The 16,023-nt window shown below is 64.0% G+C and carries 17 protein-coding genes and 1 pseudogene; 9 read left to right on the top strand and 9 right to left on the bottom strand.

The genetic code is table 11. From position 1 onward, the window contains the following. Positions 1–270: 270 nt before the first annotated feature. On the top strand, positions 271–660 hold the full coding sequence (locus tag MHI61_RS18570; protein WP_239790026.1) for a hypothetical protein: 390 nt from the start codon (positions 271–273) through the stop codon (positions 658–660). A gap of 9 nt (positions 661–669) precedes the next feature. Here the strand turns inward: MHI61_RS18570 and MHI61_RS18575 are convergent, their stop codons facing one another. After that, complete coding sequence (locus MHI61_RS18575) at positions 670–915, bottom strand: hypothetical protein (protein ID WP_064686508.1); 246 nt, start codon at positions 913–915, stop codon at positions 670–672. Positions 916–1,020: 105 nt separating this feature from the next. On the opposite strand from MHI61_RS18575, the gene MHI61_RS18580 reads away from it, so the two are divergent. Both MHI61_RS18580 and MHI61_RS18585 read left to right on the top strand, forming a co-directional pair. After that, positions 1,021–1,212, top strand: a complete 192-nt coding sequence (locus MHI61_RS18580) for a hypothetical protein (RefSeq protein ID WP_239790027.1) — start codon at positions 1,021–1,023, stop codon at positions 1,210–1,212. Between the two features lie 938 nt (positions 1,213–2,150). Beyond that, positions 2,151–2,426: a hypothetical protein gene (locus MHI61_RS18585; protein WP_222145559.1), complete on the top strand. Its 276-nt coding sequence runs from the start codon at positions 2,151–2,153 to the stop codon at positions 2,424–2,426. A 56-nt stretch (positions 2,427–2,482) separates the two neighbouring features. Here the strand turns inward: MHI61_RS18585 and ppdK are convergent, their stop codons facing one another. Both ppdK and MHI61_RS18595 read right to left on the bottom strand, forming a co-directional pair. Continuing rightward, positions 2,483–5,191: a pyruvate, phosphate dikinase gene (gene ppdK, locus MHI61_RS18590; protein WP_239790028.1), complete on the bottom strand. Its 2,709-nt coding sequence runs from the start codon at positions 5,189–5,191 to the stop codon at positions 2,483–2,485. A 137-nt stretch (positions 5,192–5,328) separates the two neighbouring features. Beyond that, the gene (locus tag MHI61_RS18595) at positions 5,329–5,487 is read right to left on the bottom strand and encodes a hypothetical protein (protein WP_222145561.1); all 159 of its coding nucleotides are present in this window, start codon (positions 5,485–5,487) and stop codon (positions 5,329–5,331) included. Positions 5,488–5,546: 59 nt separating this feature from the next. Between MHI61_RS18595 and MHI61_RS18600 the strand changes: the two genes are divergently transcribed. From MHI61_RS18600 to MHI61_RS18610, 3 genes are all read left to right on the top strand, one after another. Next, positions 5,547–5,849: a hypothetical protein gene (locus MHI61_RS18600; RefSeq protein WP_222139013.1), complete on the top strand. Its 303-nt coding sequence runs from the start codon at positions 5,547–5,549 to the stop codon at positions 5,847–5,849. A 233-nt stretch (positions 5,850–6,082) separates the two neighbouring features. Continuing rightward, the gene (locus MHI61_RS18605) at positions 6,083–6,616 is read left to right on the top strand and encodes a nucleoside kinase (protein WP_239790029.1); all 534 of its coding nucleotides are present in this window, start codon (positions 6,083–6,085) and stop codon (positions 6,614–6,616) included. 119 nt (positions 6,617–6,735) lie between these two features. Further along, positions 6,736–7,386 carry a glutathione S-transferase family protein gene (locus MHI61_RS18610; RefSeq protein ID WP_222139011.1) on the top strand — a complete coding sequence of 217 codons (651 nt, stop codon included), beginning with the start codon at positions 6,736–6,738 and terminating at the stop codon, positions 7,384–7,386. 546 nt (positions 7,387–7,932) lie between these two features. Here the strand turns inward: MHI61_RS18610 and MHI61_RS18615 are convergent. From MHI61_RS18615 to MHI61_RS18640, 6 genes and pseudogenes are all read right to left on the bottom strand, one after another. Then, complete coding sequence (locus MHI61_RS18615) at positions 7,933–11,394, bottom strand: chromosome segregation SMC family protein (protein ID WP_239790030.1); 3,462 nt, start codon at positions 11,392–11,394, stop codon at positions 7,933–7,935. 255 nt (positions 11,395–11,649) lie between these two features. Next, positions 11,650–12,426: a DsbA family protein gene (locus MHI61_RS18620; RefSeq protein ID WP_239790031.1), complete on the bottom strand. Its 777-nt coding sequence runs from the start codon at positions 12,424–12,426 to the stop codon at positions 11,650–11,652. A 147-nt stretch (positions 12,427–12,573) separates the two neighbouring features. Beyond that, entirely contained in the window at positions 12,574–12,843 is a 270-nt protein-coding gene (locus tag MHI61_RS18625; protein ID WP_239790032.1) for a type II toxin-antitoxin system RelE/ParE family toxin, read from the bottom strand. Next, a pseudogene (locus MHI61_RS18630) lies at positions 12,827–13,052 on the bottom strand (DUF6290 family protein). The gene MHI61_RS18625 and the pseudogene MHI61_RS18630 overlap by 17 nt, the downstream one beginning before the upstream one ends. A gap of 93 nt (positions 13,053–13,145) precedes the next feature. Then, a complete protein-coding gene (locus MHI61_RS18635) occupies positions 13,146–13,334 on the bottom strand; it encodes a type II toxin-antitoxin system ParD family antitoxin (RefSeq protein ID WP_239790033.1) in 189 nt (62 codons plus the stop codon). After that, positions 13,334–13,831, bottom strand: coding sequence for a DUF721 domain-containing protein (locus tag MHI61_RS18640; RefSeq protein ID WP_239790034.1), 498 nt, complete (start codon positions 13,829–13,831; stop codon positions 13,334–13,336). Before MHI61_RS18640 ends, MHI61_RS18635 begins: the two co-directional genes overlap by 1 nt. Before the next feature lie 96 nt (positions 13,832–13,927). Between MHI61_RS18640 and mutY the strand changes: the two genes are divergently transcribed. From mutY to MHI61_RS18655, 3 genes are read left to right on the top strand one after another with little or no spacing between them, the layout of a single operon-like run. Further along, positions 13,928–15,031: an A/G-specific adenine glycosylase gene (mutY, locus tag MHI61_RS18645; protein ID WP_239790035.1), complete on the top strand. Its 1,104-nt coding sequence runs from the start codon at positions 13,928–13,930 to the stop codon at positions 15,029–15,031. Between the two features lie 2 nt (positions 15,032–15,033). Continuing rightward, on the top strand, positions 15,034–15,648 hold the full coding sequence (locus MHI61_RS18650; RefSeq protein ID WP_239790036.1) for an HAD family phosphatase: 615 nt from the start codon (positions 15,034–15,036) through the stop codon (positions 15,646–15,648). 4 nt (positions 15,649–15,652) lie between these two features. Continuing rightward, entirely contained in the window at positions 15,653–16,018 is a 366-nt protein-coding gene (locus tag MHI61_RS18655) for a nuclear transport factor 2 family protein (RefSeq protein WP_239790037.1), read from the top strand. Positions 16,019–16,023 lie beyond the last annotated feature (5 nt).

The following is a 16,023-nucleotide window of genomic DNA, read 5'->3' on the forward strand; positions in this document are numbered from 1 at the left end:
TTTAGAGCATGATGCCGAAAAGTGTGAAGCGGTTTTCGGACGACATCATGCTCTATTTCTTTGATTTAGATCCGGATTCAGATTTTAGGCCAGCCCGGCCTAAAATCATCCGGATCTCGGCAAGATTCGGCTGAATTGAAACTGTTGTCTCGGAATATCCGATGGAATTCTCCCGACATCGCCGGGCCGATTCGTGAGCCCTTGCTGATATGTTAAAAACAGGTCATTCTGCCGCGGTTTCATCTCCGGTTAAAGGCAAGGAGAGGCGGGATGATTTCACCCGAGATAGCAGCAAGACCGCAGGCGTCTGCGCTTGGCGGAATCGATCACAGCGAGCCGATGCTGCCGATGGAGCTCGTCGAGCTCGAACTTTCACTCGAAGGCTATGCCGACGGCGATGCCGGTTTCTGCGAGGCGGTGCGCCAGGCGGCGAACCGGGCGGGCGGCGAATTGCTGTTCGACCTGCCGGCCGGCGGCCTGATCGCCGATTGCCGGCGCATCGCGGTGCTGCGCATTCCCGATGGCGAAAGCGACAGGCGCGTCGTGCTGGCGCTGCTCGATTATGCCGGCACCGAAATCCGCATGCAGGCGCCCGACGAGGACACCGCCCATCTGGTGCGCTTCGCCGATGCCTTCATCGAAGTGCTGGAACGGATATAAACTCCTGAATCAGCGCCGCTCGGCCGCGGCCTCCGCCAGGCTGCGGAAGGGAAACTTGCGGCCGCATTCGCATTTGAGCATGAAGCTTTCCTGGTGGTTGGAAGGGCGCTGCACGCCAAAGCCGCGCGGCAGCTGATCGACCTTGAAATCCGGATGCTTGCGCTTGGGATCGTCGATCTCCGAGGCCTCGGCAAAGCCGCTATTGCCGCATTGCGGGCAGTTCAGTTTCTTCGAAAATCGATCGCGGATGGCCATGCTGGTTTCCATGCTTGAGAGGCTTCCTCATACAGAGGAATGCCGGCTCGTGAAAGTGGAACCATCTCCCGGCGGTGCCGTTCCCTTGTCGAAAAGGAGGCGATCATGCCGAACAAAGATCCGACACCCAATGCCGATCCGCCGCGCGAGCCCACCCCGAAGCCCGGCATTCCCGACCCCACTCAGGAAAAACCGCCGCTGACGCCGGCCGAAGATCCGGACGACACGAAGAACCCGCAAGACCGCCCGCTCGACCCGGCCCTGCTGCCGATCGGCGATCCGGCCGGGGCGGCGTAGCCTCCCCCTTCTCCCTCTGGCGGCGCGTTTGGCGAAAACGCAAACCACACTCTCCGTCATCCCAGGCCTTGAGCCTGGGATCCATGCAACTGCTGCTGTTGGATGCGGCGTGGATGCTCGGCTCAAGGCCGAGCATGACGGAGGGTGGGGTGGGCACTCGCTCGTTCCTGTGCGGAGTCTCCCTACTCTGGCGGCTTTGACGAAAACGCCAACCACTCTCCGTCATCCCAGGCCTTGAGCCTGGGATCCATGCGACTGCTGCTGATGGAGACGGTATGGATCCTCGGTTCAAGGCCGAGGATTACGGAGGGTGGGGCGGGCACTCGCTCGTTCTTGGGCGGAGCCTCCCTACTCTGGCGGCGCGTTTGGCGAAAACGCCAACCACACTCTCCGTCATCCCAGGCCTTGAGCCTGGGATCCATGCGACTGCTGCCTATGGATGCGGCGTGGATGCTCGGCTCAAGGCCGATCCTCGGTTCAAGGCCGAGGATTACGGAGCGTGGGGTGGACACTCGCTCCTTCTTGTGCGGAGTCTCCCTACTCTGGCGGCGCGTTTGGCGAAAACCGCCCACCACATTCTCCGTCATCCCAGGCCTTGAGCCTGGGAGCCATGCCACTGCTGCCGGTGAATGCGGCGTGGATGCTCGGCTCAAGGCCGATCCTCGGTTCAGGGCCGAGGATGACGGAGCGTGGGGTGGGCACTCGTTCTTGTGCGGAGCCTCTCTACTTTGGCGGCTTTGGCGAAAACGCCAACCACACTCTCCGTCATCCCAGGCCTTGAGCCTGGGATCCATGCAACTGCTGCCGGTGGATGCGGCGTGGATGCTCGGCTCAAGGCCGAGCATGACGGAGGGTGGGTGGGGGCACGCCCTACGGCCTCCCCGCTTGACGCCCGCGCCGGAATGGCATTTCCTCAGGGAAAACCAAGGAATACCCCGATGCGCATCGCTCTCCTCATCAGCATGGCCACCCTCGCCGCCGGCCTTTCCGCCTGCCAGACGATGACGCCGGAGGAGCGGCGGGCGCTGGATGAGCGGCAGTGCCTGAGCTACGGCTTCCGCCGCGGCTCGGATGGTTTTGCCACCTGCCTGCAGCGCATCGATCTCGACCGGCGGGCGGAATCGCGGGCGCAGAGTGCGGAGATGATGAACCGCATGGCCTGGGATCTGAACGGGCCTTACGTCTACCGCGATCGTTGGCGGTATCGTTATTAAAACAGGGCGCCCCGCAGAGCTGCCCCGGGTGCCCGCAGGGCTGCCCAGCGTCTCATTTATTTCCCCCGGAGGTCTTTCAGACCTCCTGACCGGAGGTCTTTCAGACCTCCTGATATGACCGCCTGCGCCGCCGCCAGTCTGGCGATCGGCACGCGGAACGGCGAGCAGGAGACATAGTCGAGGCCGATCGTCTCGCAGAAGCGGATCGAGGCCGGGTCGCCGCCATGTTCGCCGCAGATGCCGAGCTTCATATCGTTGCGGGTGCGCCGGCCGCGTTCGGCGGCGATGCTGATCAATTCGCCGACGCCGTCGAAATCGAGCGAGATGAAGGGGTCGTGCTCGATGATGCCCTTGCGCTGATAGGTGGGAATGAAGGCGGAGGCATCGTCGCGCGAGATGCCGAAAGTCGTCTGCGTCAGGTCGTTGGTGCCGAAGGAGAAGAATTCGGCGGCTTCGGCGATCACGTGTGCACGCAGGGCTGCGCGCGGCAGCTCGATCATCGTGCCGACGAGATAATCGATCTTCATGCCGGCCTCGGCCATGACATCGCCGGCGACCTCGTCGATGCGGGCCTTGACGTAATCGAGCTCGGAGCGCAGGCCGACCAGGGGCACCATGATTTCAGGTACGACGGCCGCCCCGGTCTCCTGGGCTGCGGCCACCGCCGCCTCGAAGATGGCGCGCGCCTGCATCTCGACGATTTCGGGATAGGAGATCGCCAGCCGGCAGCCGCGATGGCCGAGCATCGGGTTGAACTCGTGCAGCGCATCGACGCGCTGGCGCAATGCGAGTGGCTCCATGCCCATGGCGAAGGCGACTTCGGCCACCTCGTCATCGGTCTTCGGCAGGAATTCGTGCAGCGGCGGATCGAGCAGGCGGATCGTCACCGGCAGGCCGTGCATGACGGTGAACAGGCCGGTGAAATCCGAGCGCTGCATCGGCAAGAGCTTGTCGAGCGCCAGCCGCCTACCCTTTTCGTTATCGGCGAGGATCATTTCGCGCATGACATGGATGCGCTCGCCCTCGAAGAACATGTGCTCGGTGCGGCAGAGGCCGATGCCCTCGGCGCCGAAGGAGCGGGCGGCCATCGCATCGGCCGGCGTATCGGCATTGGTGCGCACCGTCATGCGCCGGGCGCGGTCGGCCCAGCCCATGATGCGGCCGAAATCGCCGGATAGTTCCGGCTGGATCATCGGCACCTCGCCCTTTAGCACCTGGCCGGCCGAGCCGTCGATGGTGATGATATCGCCCTTCTTCAGGGTGACGCCGATGCCGAGCAGCCGCTCGTTGCGTTGATCGATGCGCATGGTGCCGGCGCCGACGACGCAAGGCGTGCCCATGCCGCGGGCAACGACCGCCGCGTGGCTGGTCATGCCGCCGCGCGTCGTCAGGATGCCTTCGGCGGCATGCATGCCGTGAATATCCTCCGGGCTGGTCTCGACGCGCAGCAGGATCACCTTGCGGCCTTCCGATTCCGCCTCGACCGCCTCTTCGGCGGTGAAGACGATGGCGCCGGTGGCAGCGCCGGGCGAGGCCGGCAGGCCGGTGCCGATCACCTGGCGGGTGACGCGCGGATCGATCGTCGGATGCAAGAGCTGGTCGAGGCTCGAGGGTTCGATGCGCAGCACCGCCTCCTCCTCGGTAATCACGCCCTCATCGACCATGTCGACGGCGATCTTCATCGCCGCCCGCGTCGAGCGCTTGCCGGCGCGGGTCTGCAGCATCCACAGCCTTCCTCGCTCGATGGTGAATTCGATATCCTGCATGTCGCGATAATGGATCTCGAGCTCGGTGCAGATGCGGCTGAGTTCGTGGAAGGCCTCCGGCATCAGCTTTTCCATCGAGGGTTTTTCCGAGCCGGAGGAAATCCGCCCCTCCTCGGTGATGCTCTGCGGCGTGCGGATGCCGGCAACGACATCCTCGCCCTGCGCATTGACGAGGAATTCGCCGTAAAGCGCCTTCTCGCCGGTCGAGGGATTGCGAGTGAAGGCGACGCCGGTCGCCGAGGAATTGCCGAGATTGCCGAAGACCATCGCCTGGATATTGACGGCCGTGCCCCAGCCTTCGGGAATATTGTGGAGTTGGCGGTAGGTGACGGCGCGCGCGCTCTTCCAGCTGGAAAAGACCGCGCCGACCGCGCCCCAGAGCTGGACTTCCGGATCCTGTGGGAAGTGCTGCTCCAGCTCCTCCTCGATCAGCGTCTTGTAGAGCGAGACGATATGCTGCCATTCCGAGGCGCTGATCTCGGTATCGAATTCGTGGCCGAGCTTGGCCTTCTCGTCTTCGAGGATCTCCTCGAAGGCATCGTTGCCGAGACCCATGACGACATCGGCATACATCTGGATGAAGCGGCGATAGCTGTCCCAGGCAAAACGCGCGTCGCCGGCATCGTGGCCGAGCGCCTGCACGGTCTCGTCGTTGAGGCCGAGATTGAGCACGGTGTCCATCATCCCGGGCATCGAGACGCGGGCGCCGGAGCGCACCGAGAGCAGCAGCGGCTGGCTGGTGGAGCCGAAATGGCGGCCGGTGATCGCCTCGATCGCCGCTATGCCAGCGCGAATCTCGGCCTTCAGCCCGTCCTCGATATGGCCGCCATTGTTGTAATAGGTGTTGCAGGCGTGACTGACGATCGTCAGTCCCGGCGGAACGGGAAGGCCGAGCGCGCACATTTCTGCGAGATTGGCGCCCTTGCCGCCGAGAATTTCATGGTCGCGCGCGCCGCCCTCAGCCTGTCCGTCGCCGAACCTATAGACCCACTTGGTCATCTTCCCCCCAACACCACGGAAGGATCAGCGTGATCCTTCAGCTGTCGACTGCCTCGCCCTCCTTCCGGCGTCATCCCAGGCCTTGTCCGGGGGATAACGAAGAGAAACTTGGCCGGCATTGTCAGCAGCCTCCATGATTAGCTTAATGCCTTGGAGTTGAAATGAAAATCGACAAACGCGGCAAAAATGCTGCGCCGCACAATATTTTCGCGGGCAATGGCGGTCAAACTATGAACCGCGCCTGATGGGAACAAGGCATAAAAAAAGCTTTGCGGGGCTGCAACATTGCCCCGCAAAGCCTTGTTTCCGTCCGGCCAGGAAAACCGGACGGGGGTCCCGCAACCCGGAACGGTTCATGGAACCATTCCGATCGTTGTTTTCCGCAATGCCTGGAAAGCCGCCTTACGCCCCCGTCATTGCTCCAAACAGCTCCCCGGATTCTTGCCCTCTACCCGGAAAGCGCATCGCAAATTCGACATCCGCCACGCTGAGCGCCCGCTTTTTTCAGCAAAGTAATCAGGTTGCGTTGAAACAACTTCTAATGCAAGTCAGCGAAAAGAGCATCACCCAAATGGGGTACGGGGCGCAAGACAGCCGACCTTTTTTGGTGTTTATCGCCGAATGCGCGAAAAATGCACGCCGATTGATCGGAACTTGAAGCTCCCAAGGCCGGGACGCCCCTCGGCGCCCGCCATCGGAGGCGGCTCGGCGAGATGCAAGAAGCATTCCGAGCGACCATGACGGAAACGCCCCGCTCCTCCGTCATCCCAGGCCTTCGAGCCTGGGATCCATTCCACCTGGCGACACCATCCCAGGCGTTTCGCAGCGGCGGCAACCATGGTAAGCCAATCGCGCCGTTGAAAGAGGACGGCTGTTTCAGAGATCAGCGACATGGGCGTCAGAAACTATCTGATTGAAGGCGTTTCCGGCGCCGTCAAGACCGCGGTGGCCGAAGAGCTGCAGCGGCGTGGCTACCATGTCGTCCATGGCGACCGGGAGCTTGCCTATCGTGGCGATCCCACGACCGGAAAACCGGTGGACGGGCCTGCCGACGAGAGCGTGGCGGACCGCACCGCATGGGTGCACGCGCATCACCTCTGGGATGTCGGGAAGGTCAGAGCCATGATCGTCGATCGACGCAGCCTCATCTCGTTCTTCTGCGGTGGCTCTCGCAATCTTCCCCGCTTCGTCGATTGGTTCGACGCGGTTTTCGAGCTCGATGTCGATCTCGACACGCTGAAGCGCCGGCTTGCCGCCAAGCCCGAAGACGAGTTCGGCGGACGACAGGCCGAACAGGCGCTGATCATGCGATTGCATGCGACGAAAGAGGATATTCCCCAGCATGCGCTGCGCATCGACGCCACGGCGCCGCTCGCCGTCGTCGTCGACGAGATTCTGTCGAAATGCGGCGAGGCAGAAGGCTGACGTGCGGCGCCGGCAGGGCGTTCGCCCTCTGCGAAGCGGCGGCGAGGACTATCTCGAATATCGATGTCGGAACCCCGTCCGGCCGGACGTCTTCAAGACAGACAGCGATGGAGGAAGCGATGACGATCACCATTACCGCCTTTGAGCGTTCGCCCGATCGCGGCCGCGGCCTGGCGCGCGACATGCGGATTCGCTGGGCGCTCGAGGAAGTGGGGCAGCCTTACGAGGTTCGCCTCGTCTCCTTCAAGGCGATGAAGGAGCCGGCGCATCTGGCGCTCCAGCCTTTCGGGCAGATCCCGACCTATGAAGAAGGCGATCTCACCCTGTTCGAGTCCGGCGCGATCGTGCTGCACATCGCCGAGCGTCACGGCGGCCTGCTGCCGGACGAAACCAATGCTCGGGCGCGGGCGATTTCATGGATGTTTGCCGCGCTCAACACCGTGGAGCCGCCGGTCTTCGATCACAGCCTCACAAGGATCCTCGAACGTGACCAGCCCTGGTACGAGCAGCGCCTGCGCGCGCTCGAGGAGAGCATCCGCAAACGGCTGGACAGCCTTTCCGCCCGCCTCGGCGATGCCGACTGGCTCGATGGCGCCTTCAGCGCCGGCGACCTGCTGATGGTCTCGGTGCTGCTGCGGCTGAAATCATCGAACATCCTGGACGAATACCCGAACCTCGCCGGCTATGTCGCCCGCGCCGAGGCGCGCCCGGCCTACCAGCGCGCCTTCGCCGCACAGCTGGCGGTGTTCCAGGCCGCGTCGGGTGGGTGAGTGGATCAGGCCGGGTCGGTGAACAGTCCCACTGTAGAGAAATAGAAGCCGAGTGGCTTGGTTGTGGATCCCAGGGTCAAGCCCTGGGATGACGGAGAGTGTGGTTGGCTTTGCCGCCAGACGCACTGCCGATGCAGCTTTCTCCGCCGCGCACGGTTGATCGCGCCCGGCGCGGCTCGTGTCTCCTGGCACCACCTCTGCGCCGTCCACTCGGATCTTCTCTTCTCCGTCGAGCGAGCACCACATCCGCCGTCAACCTGGCACCACCTCTCCTCCGTCATCCCAGGGCTTGACCCTGGGATCCATGCGGCTGGCACTGGGTGAACAGCGAAGGCGTCCCACCGCAGAGAAATGGAAGTCCTCCTGCTTGGTCGTGGATCCCAGGGTCAAGCCCTGGGATGACGGAGAGTGTGGTTGGCGTTCTCGCCAGACGCACCGGCGATGCAGCGTGCTCCTCAGCGCCGGCTGTAGCTTCATCGCGCAGGGAGCGGCCAGACCTCTCCTCGGTAATCCCAGGGCTTGGCTGCACAGCCGCCACGCAAAACCTCACGCAATCTCGCGCAAGCGCTCGGCCGTCTGCAGGTCGACGGAGACCAGGGTGGAGACGCCCTGTTCGGCCATGGTGACGCCGAAGAGGCGGTTCATGCGGGCCATGGTGATCGGATTGTGGGTGATGATGACGAAGCGGGTTTCGGTGGAGGCCGCCATTTCGTCCATCAGGTTGCAATAGCGCTCGACATTGTGGTCGTCGAGCGGCGCGTCCACCTCGTCGAGCACGCAGATCGGCGCCGGATTGGTGAGGAAGACGGCGAAGATCAGCGCCATCGCCGTCAGCGCCTGCTCGCCGCCGGAGAGCAGCGTCATGGTCTGCGGCTTCTTGCCGGGCGGCCGGGCCAGGATTTCGAGGCCGGCTTCCAGCGGGTCGTCGGATTCGATCAGCTGCAGCTCGGCGGTGCCGCCGCCGAAGAGATGGGTGAACAGCCGCTGGAACTGGCCGTTGACGACGTCGAAGGCGGCGATCAGCCGTTCACGCCCTTCGCGGTTCAAACTCTGGATGGCGCCGCGCAGCTTGCGGATCGCATCGATGACGTCGTCGCGCTCCTTGATCAGCGCCTCGAGCTTTTCGCTCAGTTCCTTCTGTTCCTCGTCGGCGCGCAGATTGACGGCGCCGAGCCGCTCGCGCTCGATCTTCAGCCGCTCCAGCTCGCGCTCGACCTCGCGCGGATCGGGCAGCGCCTGCATCGGCTGCAGGCCTGCGAGCCGCAGCGCCTCGTGCGGCGGCACGTTCAGCACCTCGCGGATGCGGCTTTCGCTTTCCTGCCGCTTCTCGCGGGCCGAGACCAGGCGCTCCTCGGCGCGGCCGCGGCGTTCGCGGCATTCGGCAAGCTCGGAAAGCGCCGTCGTCGCCTTGTGGTCGGCCTCGCGCTGGATGCGTTCGGCTTCGGCCAGCAGATCGCCGGCATTGCGGCGCGCCTCCTCGGCCTTCTGCAATTCGCTGAGCAGGGCACGGCGCTTGTCATCGAATTCATCCGGCGCCATTTCCAGTTCGGCCGCCTCTTCGCGTGCCTCTTCCTCGCGCTCGCGCAGCGTGGCGACATGATCTTCGCCGCTTGCCGCCCGCTGGCGCCAGGTCTCGCGCTCCTGGCCGATCGCCATGATGCGGCGCTGTCGGGCCTCGTTTTCCCTCGCCAGGCTTTCATGGCGGGCGCGGGCCTCGGCCAGCGCGCCGCGATCGGTCGCCACCTCCGCCTGCTGGAAGCGCAGCCGCTCATCGATCTCGGTCAGATCGGGCGCATCCTCCAGCTCGATGCGGGCATTTTCCTCCTGGACGCCGATCTCCTCCAGCTGCGCGCCCAACTGGCTGGCCGCTTCGCTGACGACATCGCGGCGGCGGATCAGATCACCGGAGGCACGCTCGGCCGCGGCCAGCGCATCGCGCGCCTCGGCCACATGACGCGCCGACAGCCGGCTCATGTCGCGGGCTTCGGCAAGCTTGCGTTCTTCCACTCGGATCGCCTCGGCGGCCGCCGCCTGCCGTTCCTCGGCTTCGGCGAGCATGTCGCGGGCGATCGCCGCTTCGCCCTCGAGCTCGGCCAAGCGGTTTTTCTGGGCAAGGCGCAGGGCGGCAGCGCTCGGGGCGTCGGCGCCGGCGACATGGCCATCCCAGCGATAGACTGCGCCTTCTCTCGTCACCAGCCGCTGGCCGGGCTTCAGCGCCGCCATCAGCGCTTGCGCTTCGGCCTCGTCGACGAGGCCGATCTGGCGCAAGCGGCGGGTGAGCGCGGCCGGCGCCCGGACATGCGTCAACAGCGGTGTGGCGCCGGCGGGAAGCGCGGGATCGCCGGCGCCATCGCCATTCTCCGACCAATGGGCCGGCGCTTCGGCATCGAGCGGCGATTCCAGATCGTCGCCGAGCGCAGCCCCCAGCGCGGTTTCAAAGCCGCGATCGACCTTCAGCTCGTCGGCGACCGGCGGAAACTTGCCGGCGGCCGCACCGGCGGCGAGCATGCGGGAAATGGTGCGGGCCTCGGTTTCGATAGCATTGAGGCCAGAGCGAGCCTGCTCGACCGGGGCGCGGGACAGCGCTTCGGCCTGGCGGGCGGCGGCCAGCGCCTGCTCGATCCCCTGGACGGCGGCTTCGGCGTCGGCAAGCGCGATTTCGCCGGCCTCGACGACGGCGCGCTTCTCGTCGGGATCGGGCAGGCCGGCGATCTTTTCACCGATGGCCGCAAGTTCCTGGTTCGCCTCGTTCATCTGCCGTTCGAGGCGCATGCGCCGGTCGGCGAGATCGCGGATGGCGCGCTCCAGCTGGTTGCGGCCGGCAGCGGCCTCGGCACGCTCGGCGGTCAGCTGGGTGAAGACGCGCTCGCTGTCGGCAAGTTTTGCCGCCGCCCCCTCGAAGGCCTCGCGGGTTTCCTCTGCATAACGGCCGGAATCGGCGAGGATTTCCGCTATCTCGGCCTCTTCGGCGTCGAGCTTGGCGAGAATGACGGCATTGTCGGCGACCAGCCGCTCCTCGCGGCGGATGTCTTCCGCCAGCTGGGCGAGACGGCGGGTCAGCTCGTCGCGGCGGCGCAGGATGCGGCCGGCATCCTCTTCGAGCTGGCTGCGGGCGATCTGCAGGCGCTGCAGGGCGGCAGCGGCGCGCGCCTCGCCCTCGCGCAGTTCCGGCATCTTCAGGCTGGCGATGCCCTGGCTTTTTGCCGCCTCCATCTGCATCTGCGCCTTTTCGGCGACGATGACGGTTGCCTGGTTGAGCGCGCTGTCGGCCTCGGCCTCGGCCTCCTTGGCCTGCACCCAGCGGATATGCAGCAGCATCGCCTCGCGGGAGCGGATATCGGCCGACAGCGTCTTGAAGCGGTTCGCCTGGCGGGCCTGGCGCTTCAGGCTCTCGATCTGGCTTTCGAGCTGCGAGGTGACGTCATCGAGACGCTCGAGATTGGTTTCGGCGGCGCGCAGGCGAAGTTCGGCCTCGTGGCGGCGCGAATGCAGGCCCGAAATGCCGGCCGCCTCTTCCAAGAGCTGGCGGCGGGCCTGCGGCTTTGCCTGGATCAGCTCGCCGATGCGCCCCTGCCCGACCATCGAGGGCGAGCGCGCGCCGGTGGAAGCGTCGGCAAACAGCAGCTGCACGTCCTTGGCGCGGCTTTCCTTGCCGTTGATGCGGTAGAGCGAGCCCTGCTCGCGCTCGATGCGGCGGGTGACCTGGATCTCGTCGCTGTCATTGAAGGCGGCAGGTGCGGTGCGCTCGCCATTGTCGAGATACAGCGCCACTTCGGCGGTGTTGCGGGCCGGGCGGTTGCCGGAACCGGAGAAAATCACGTCGTCCATGCCGGAGGCGCGCATGTTCTTGTAGGAATTCTCGCCCATCACCCAGCGCAGCGCCTCGACGAGGTTCGACTTGCCGCAGCCGTTCGGGCCGACGACGCCGGTCAGCCCCCGCTCGATGATGAATTCCGTCGGCTCGACGAAGGATTTGAAGCCGACCACGCGCAGCTTGTTGAACTTCATGCGGAAATACCCACGGCAGGAAGCCCCCTCATCCGCCCTACGGGCACCGACCGGGGTTGAGCCACGGGTCTCAACCCGTCCTTCGGAACCCCGCTGGGGAGAAGAGGGAATCGAGACGCTGCGGCAAATCCCCTTCGCCCCAGCGGGGAGAAGGTGCCGGCAGGCGGATGAGGGGGCCACACCAGCAAACTGCGCTGAAAACGAAAAAGGGGCGCACGGCTTTCGCCGTCGCCCGTCGTTTCGAAACGGTCCGGTTCAGATGAGGCTGTCGATGAGCTTCGACATGGTGTCAACCGGCATGTCTCCAGAATAGCGCTTGCCATTGATGAGGAAGGTTGGCGTGGCATCGACGCCGAAATCCTTGGATCCCCTTTCCCGCGTGGCGTTCACTTCATCCAGAAGCTTCTGGTTCGTCAAGCATTTCGTGAAGCTATCCTCAGTAAATCCGGCAAGCTTCGACATCTGCAGCAGCGCGGCGCGGCCGTCATCGGCGGCGGCCCAGACCTGCTGCTGCTTGAAGAGCATCGAAACCATCGGGAAATACTGCTCCGGCGTGCTCATCTGCCCCGGATTGGCGGCGCTGCAGCGGGCGAGCATGAAGGCGGCGGCAGCGCGCGGATCGAAGGGGAATTCGCGGATGATGAACTGCACCTTGCCGGTATCGACGTATTTCTGCTTGATCGTGTCGAAGGTGGTGTTGTGGAAATGGGCGCAGTGCGGGCAGGTCATCGACATGTATTCGACGATCTTGACCGGAGCATCGGCCTTGCCCAGCGCCATTTCAGGCAGCGCGCCGGGTTTCAGCACCTCGGCCATGTCGACATCGCCGTCTGACTCCGGCATGCCGGTCGCCGACGTCGCCGCCGTCTGCATGGTATCGACGTTGGTGCCATCGGCCATGGTCTTGCTGGAGGACGAAGCATCAGCAGCGTCCTTGCTGTCGTTGCAGGCGGCAAGCGCTGCGGCAGCTGCGGCGATGGCGATCCCACCCAGGAGGCGGCGTTTCGTCAGTTGCATTTCGGACATCTGCATGGGTTCCCCATAGGTATGAGAGTGACGGCGTGATTGTGCGATATAACGGCTGACGGCCGCTCACAAGCCACGGTTCACCAACTTCCTTCAAAGAATTGTGACCGCGATGGGACGGCCAGACAAAATTGCGAGCGGTCGGCGCGTGTTTCATCGGTAGACATCGCGGCGGTTGCCAATCCGCACGATGAGGATTCGCACCGCCCCATCGTCGATGCTTGCGATCACACGATAGTCCCCCACGCGATACTTCCAGAAATCTCCGAGTTCTGACCCTTTAAGCGCCTCTCCAATGGATCGTGGATCGTCAAGCCTTGCAACGCGGTCATTGAGAAATCGGAGTATTCGGCGAGCTGCCTCGTGTCCGAGCTTCGCAAGCTCACGTTCGGCCGCCCTGTGAAACTCAATTCTCCACGCCATGGCGCGTCATTAGCTCGGCCAGCGAAACTGTATCACTCTCACCTCGCCGAAGCTCCTCGAGGCGCTTTTCGGCGAGATAGATATCTTCAAGATCATCGAGATGTTCGAGGATGGCCTGACGGGCGTAGAAGCTCTTGCTTCGGCCCGTCCGCCTAGATAGCTCATCGAGTTCGTGCTTCGATTTCAGGTGGCAACCGCAAGGCCAGCATGATTTTTCTCCTGTCTGCTATACAAATATAGCATCCGACTAAGACAGATTCTACATCCGCCTTTACGGTTGTCCGGAGAAACGCGATCTAATTCTACCGTCCTTGGCCAACTCGCTTGGCATGTAGATCTTCGAGCCGCGCGAAGACCACATCGACATCGATATCGGCATTCGGATCATCTACCGCCTCGCGGATTTGTCGACGCCTGATTTCATCGCTCACATCCTTATGCCGGCCACGGCCAGTCTCGGCGTTTCGGACGAATTCAGGCATCTTGCTCATCAGCGCCCACTTCCCCGCTTGCCCATCACAGCAGTTCCCAGGCGCTGGATCGCCTGGCGCAGCTTGTCGCCCTCTATCCCTTCCATCATGCCCTCGAGCTTGCGGGCGGCTTCGCCCTTCAGCGGCGGCGGGGTGCGGGAGCGGCGCGCGGCCTGGGAGACCGGCTTCTGGACGATGCGGATCTGGTGCACGGCGGCAAAGCCGAAGAAGCTGTTGATGCGCTGGATGAGTTCGCCCTGGGCGTGGGTGAGGAAAAGCGCGCGCGCGCCCTCGCAGGCGATGGTCAGCACGCCGGGTCGAAAGCTGCCGTCATCGCCGCCGCCGCGGGCCCAGGCGATCTTTTCCGGGCGGGTGCAATCGGCGAAATCCTCGCCGGCGATTTCGCTCCACGAGCCGAGCAGCGCCGTGTTGATGCCGGCGCGGCGCGCCAGGACGGGATCGATCAGCCCGTTCGCCAGCTCGGAAATCTGCTTTACATCTTTGCGTGGATAACTCATCGAAACCCTTGGGCACGGCTGCCAATTGGCGCGGCCGCCTTGATCGCGCGCCATTGCTTCGCCAAGTATAGGGCCTTCCCCTGATCCCGGCAAATCATGACGATCACGACACCCGACACGCCCACCGCAAAGCCCCTGCTCGACTGGTACGACCGGCACCACCGCGATCTGCCCTGGCGGGTTTCACCCGGCATGGCGGCACGCGGCATCAAGCCCGATCCCTATCACGTCTGGCTTTCCGAGGTGATGCTGCAGCAGACGACGGTGCAGGCGGTGAAACCCTATTTCGCCAAGTTTGTCGAGCGCTGGCCCGAAGTGACCGACCTTGCCGCGGCCGAAAGCGACGCGGTCATGGCGGCCTGGGCCGGGCTCGGCTATTACGCCCGGGCCCGCAACCTGAAGAAATGCGCCGAAGCGGTGGCGAAGGAGCATGGCGGCGTCTTTCCCGATACCGAAGCCGGCCTCAAATCGCTGCCCGGCATCGGCGATTATACGGCAGCCGCCGTCGCCGCCATCGCCTTCAACCGGCAGGCGGCCGTGATGGACGGCAATGTCGAGCGGGTGATCTCCAGGCTTTATGCGATCCAAACGCCGCTTCCGGCCGCCAAGCCTCTGATGAAGGACAAGGTGGCGCTGATGACGCCGGCCGCGCGCCCCGGCGACTTCGCCCAGGCGATGATGGATCTCGGTGCGACGATCTGCACGCCGAAGCGGCCGGCCTGTTCGCTCTGTCCGTTCCGAGGATCGTGTCAGGCGCTGAAGCTTTCCGATCCCGAGCTCTTTCCCGTCAAGGCGGCGAAGAAGGAAAAGCCGGTTCGCCAGGGCGCTGCCTTCGTCGCGGTGACCGGCGAAGGCGAGATCCTGCTCAGGCGGCGCGCTGAAAGCGGCCTGCTCGGCGGCATGACCGAGGTGCCGACGACGGCCTGGACGGCGCGCATCGACGGCGAGACCTCAGTTGCGGCCGCACCCTTCGATGCGGCCTGGCAGGCCTGCGGCACCGTCATTCATGTCTTCACCCATTTCGAGCTCCGGCTGTCGATCTGGCGCACCGCGATAGCCGCCAAACCACGGGTCGGATACGCGACGAATGACGAATGGTGGGAGCCGGTTACAAATCTTGAGGCGCAGGCCTTGCCGACTGTCATGAAAAAAGCGATCGCAGCAGCTATTCCTCTCGCGTTCAAAACATCCAAGGCATAACCATGACCCCTGAGATAAGACATATCGTTTTCGATATCGGCAAAGTCCTTATTCATTACGATCCGCATCTTCCTTTCAGCCGCCTCATCCCCGATGAGAGCGAGCGCAACTGGTTTTTCGCCAATATCTGCACCCATGACTGGAACGTCGAGCAGGATCGCGGCCGCACATGGGAAGAGGCAGAAGCGCTGCTGATTGCCGCGCATCCGGCCCGCGAAGAGCATATTCGCGCCTTCCGCAAGTACTGGCACGAGATGGTGCCGCACGCCTATGAAGACAGCGTCGCCATCATGGAAGGGCTGATCGCCGAAGGAAGCGACGTGACGATGCTCACCAATTTTGCCTCCGACACTTTTCGCGAGGCGCAGGCGCGCTTCCCCTTCCTCACCCTGCCGCGCGGCGTTACCGTTTCCGGCGACGTGGGCCTGATCAAGCCGGATATCGCCATCTACGAGACGCATACGAAACGCTTCGGCCTCGATCCCAAGGCGACGATCTTCATCGACGATGCGCCGGCCAATGTCGAGGGCGCCAAGGAATTCGGCTGGAACGCGGTGCTGTTTTCGGGCGCTGAAAAACTGCGCAGCGATCTTGCCGCTTTCGGCGTGAAGGTCTGAGACCATGACTTTCGATCCGGCAAAGGAAATCGAGCGCTTCCACGCCGCCATCAACGCTCTCGATTTTCCCGCGATAGAGGCCTATTTCGCCGATGACGCGACCTATGTCTCGAACGGCGTCGGCAGTCTTGCCGGGCGGAGCGAGATCATGGCCGCCTTCCGGCGTTATTTCGACGACTATCCCGATCAGACGGCGGAGAATTCGCTTGTCGAAACGCTGACGCCGCTTTCCGGCCGTGCCGTCTGGTCGCTCCGTGCCACCCACAGCAAAACGGGCAAGCCGCTGATCCGCGAGGGCGAGGAGACGATCACCGTCAATGAAGAGGGCCGGATCACCCGCGTCGACGTCACCGATTACAAAGCCTTCTGACGAGT

The sequence above is a fragment of the Rhizobium sp. K102 genome, from assembly GCF_022385315.1.
Taxonomy (GTDB): Bacteria; Pseudomonadota; Alphaproteobacteria; order Rhizobiales; family Rhizobiaceae; genus Rhizobium; species Rhizobium croatiense.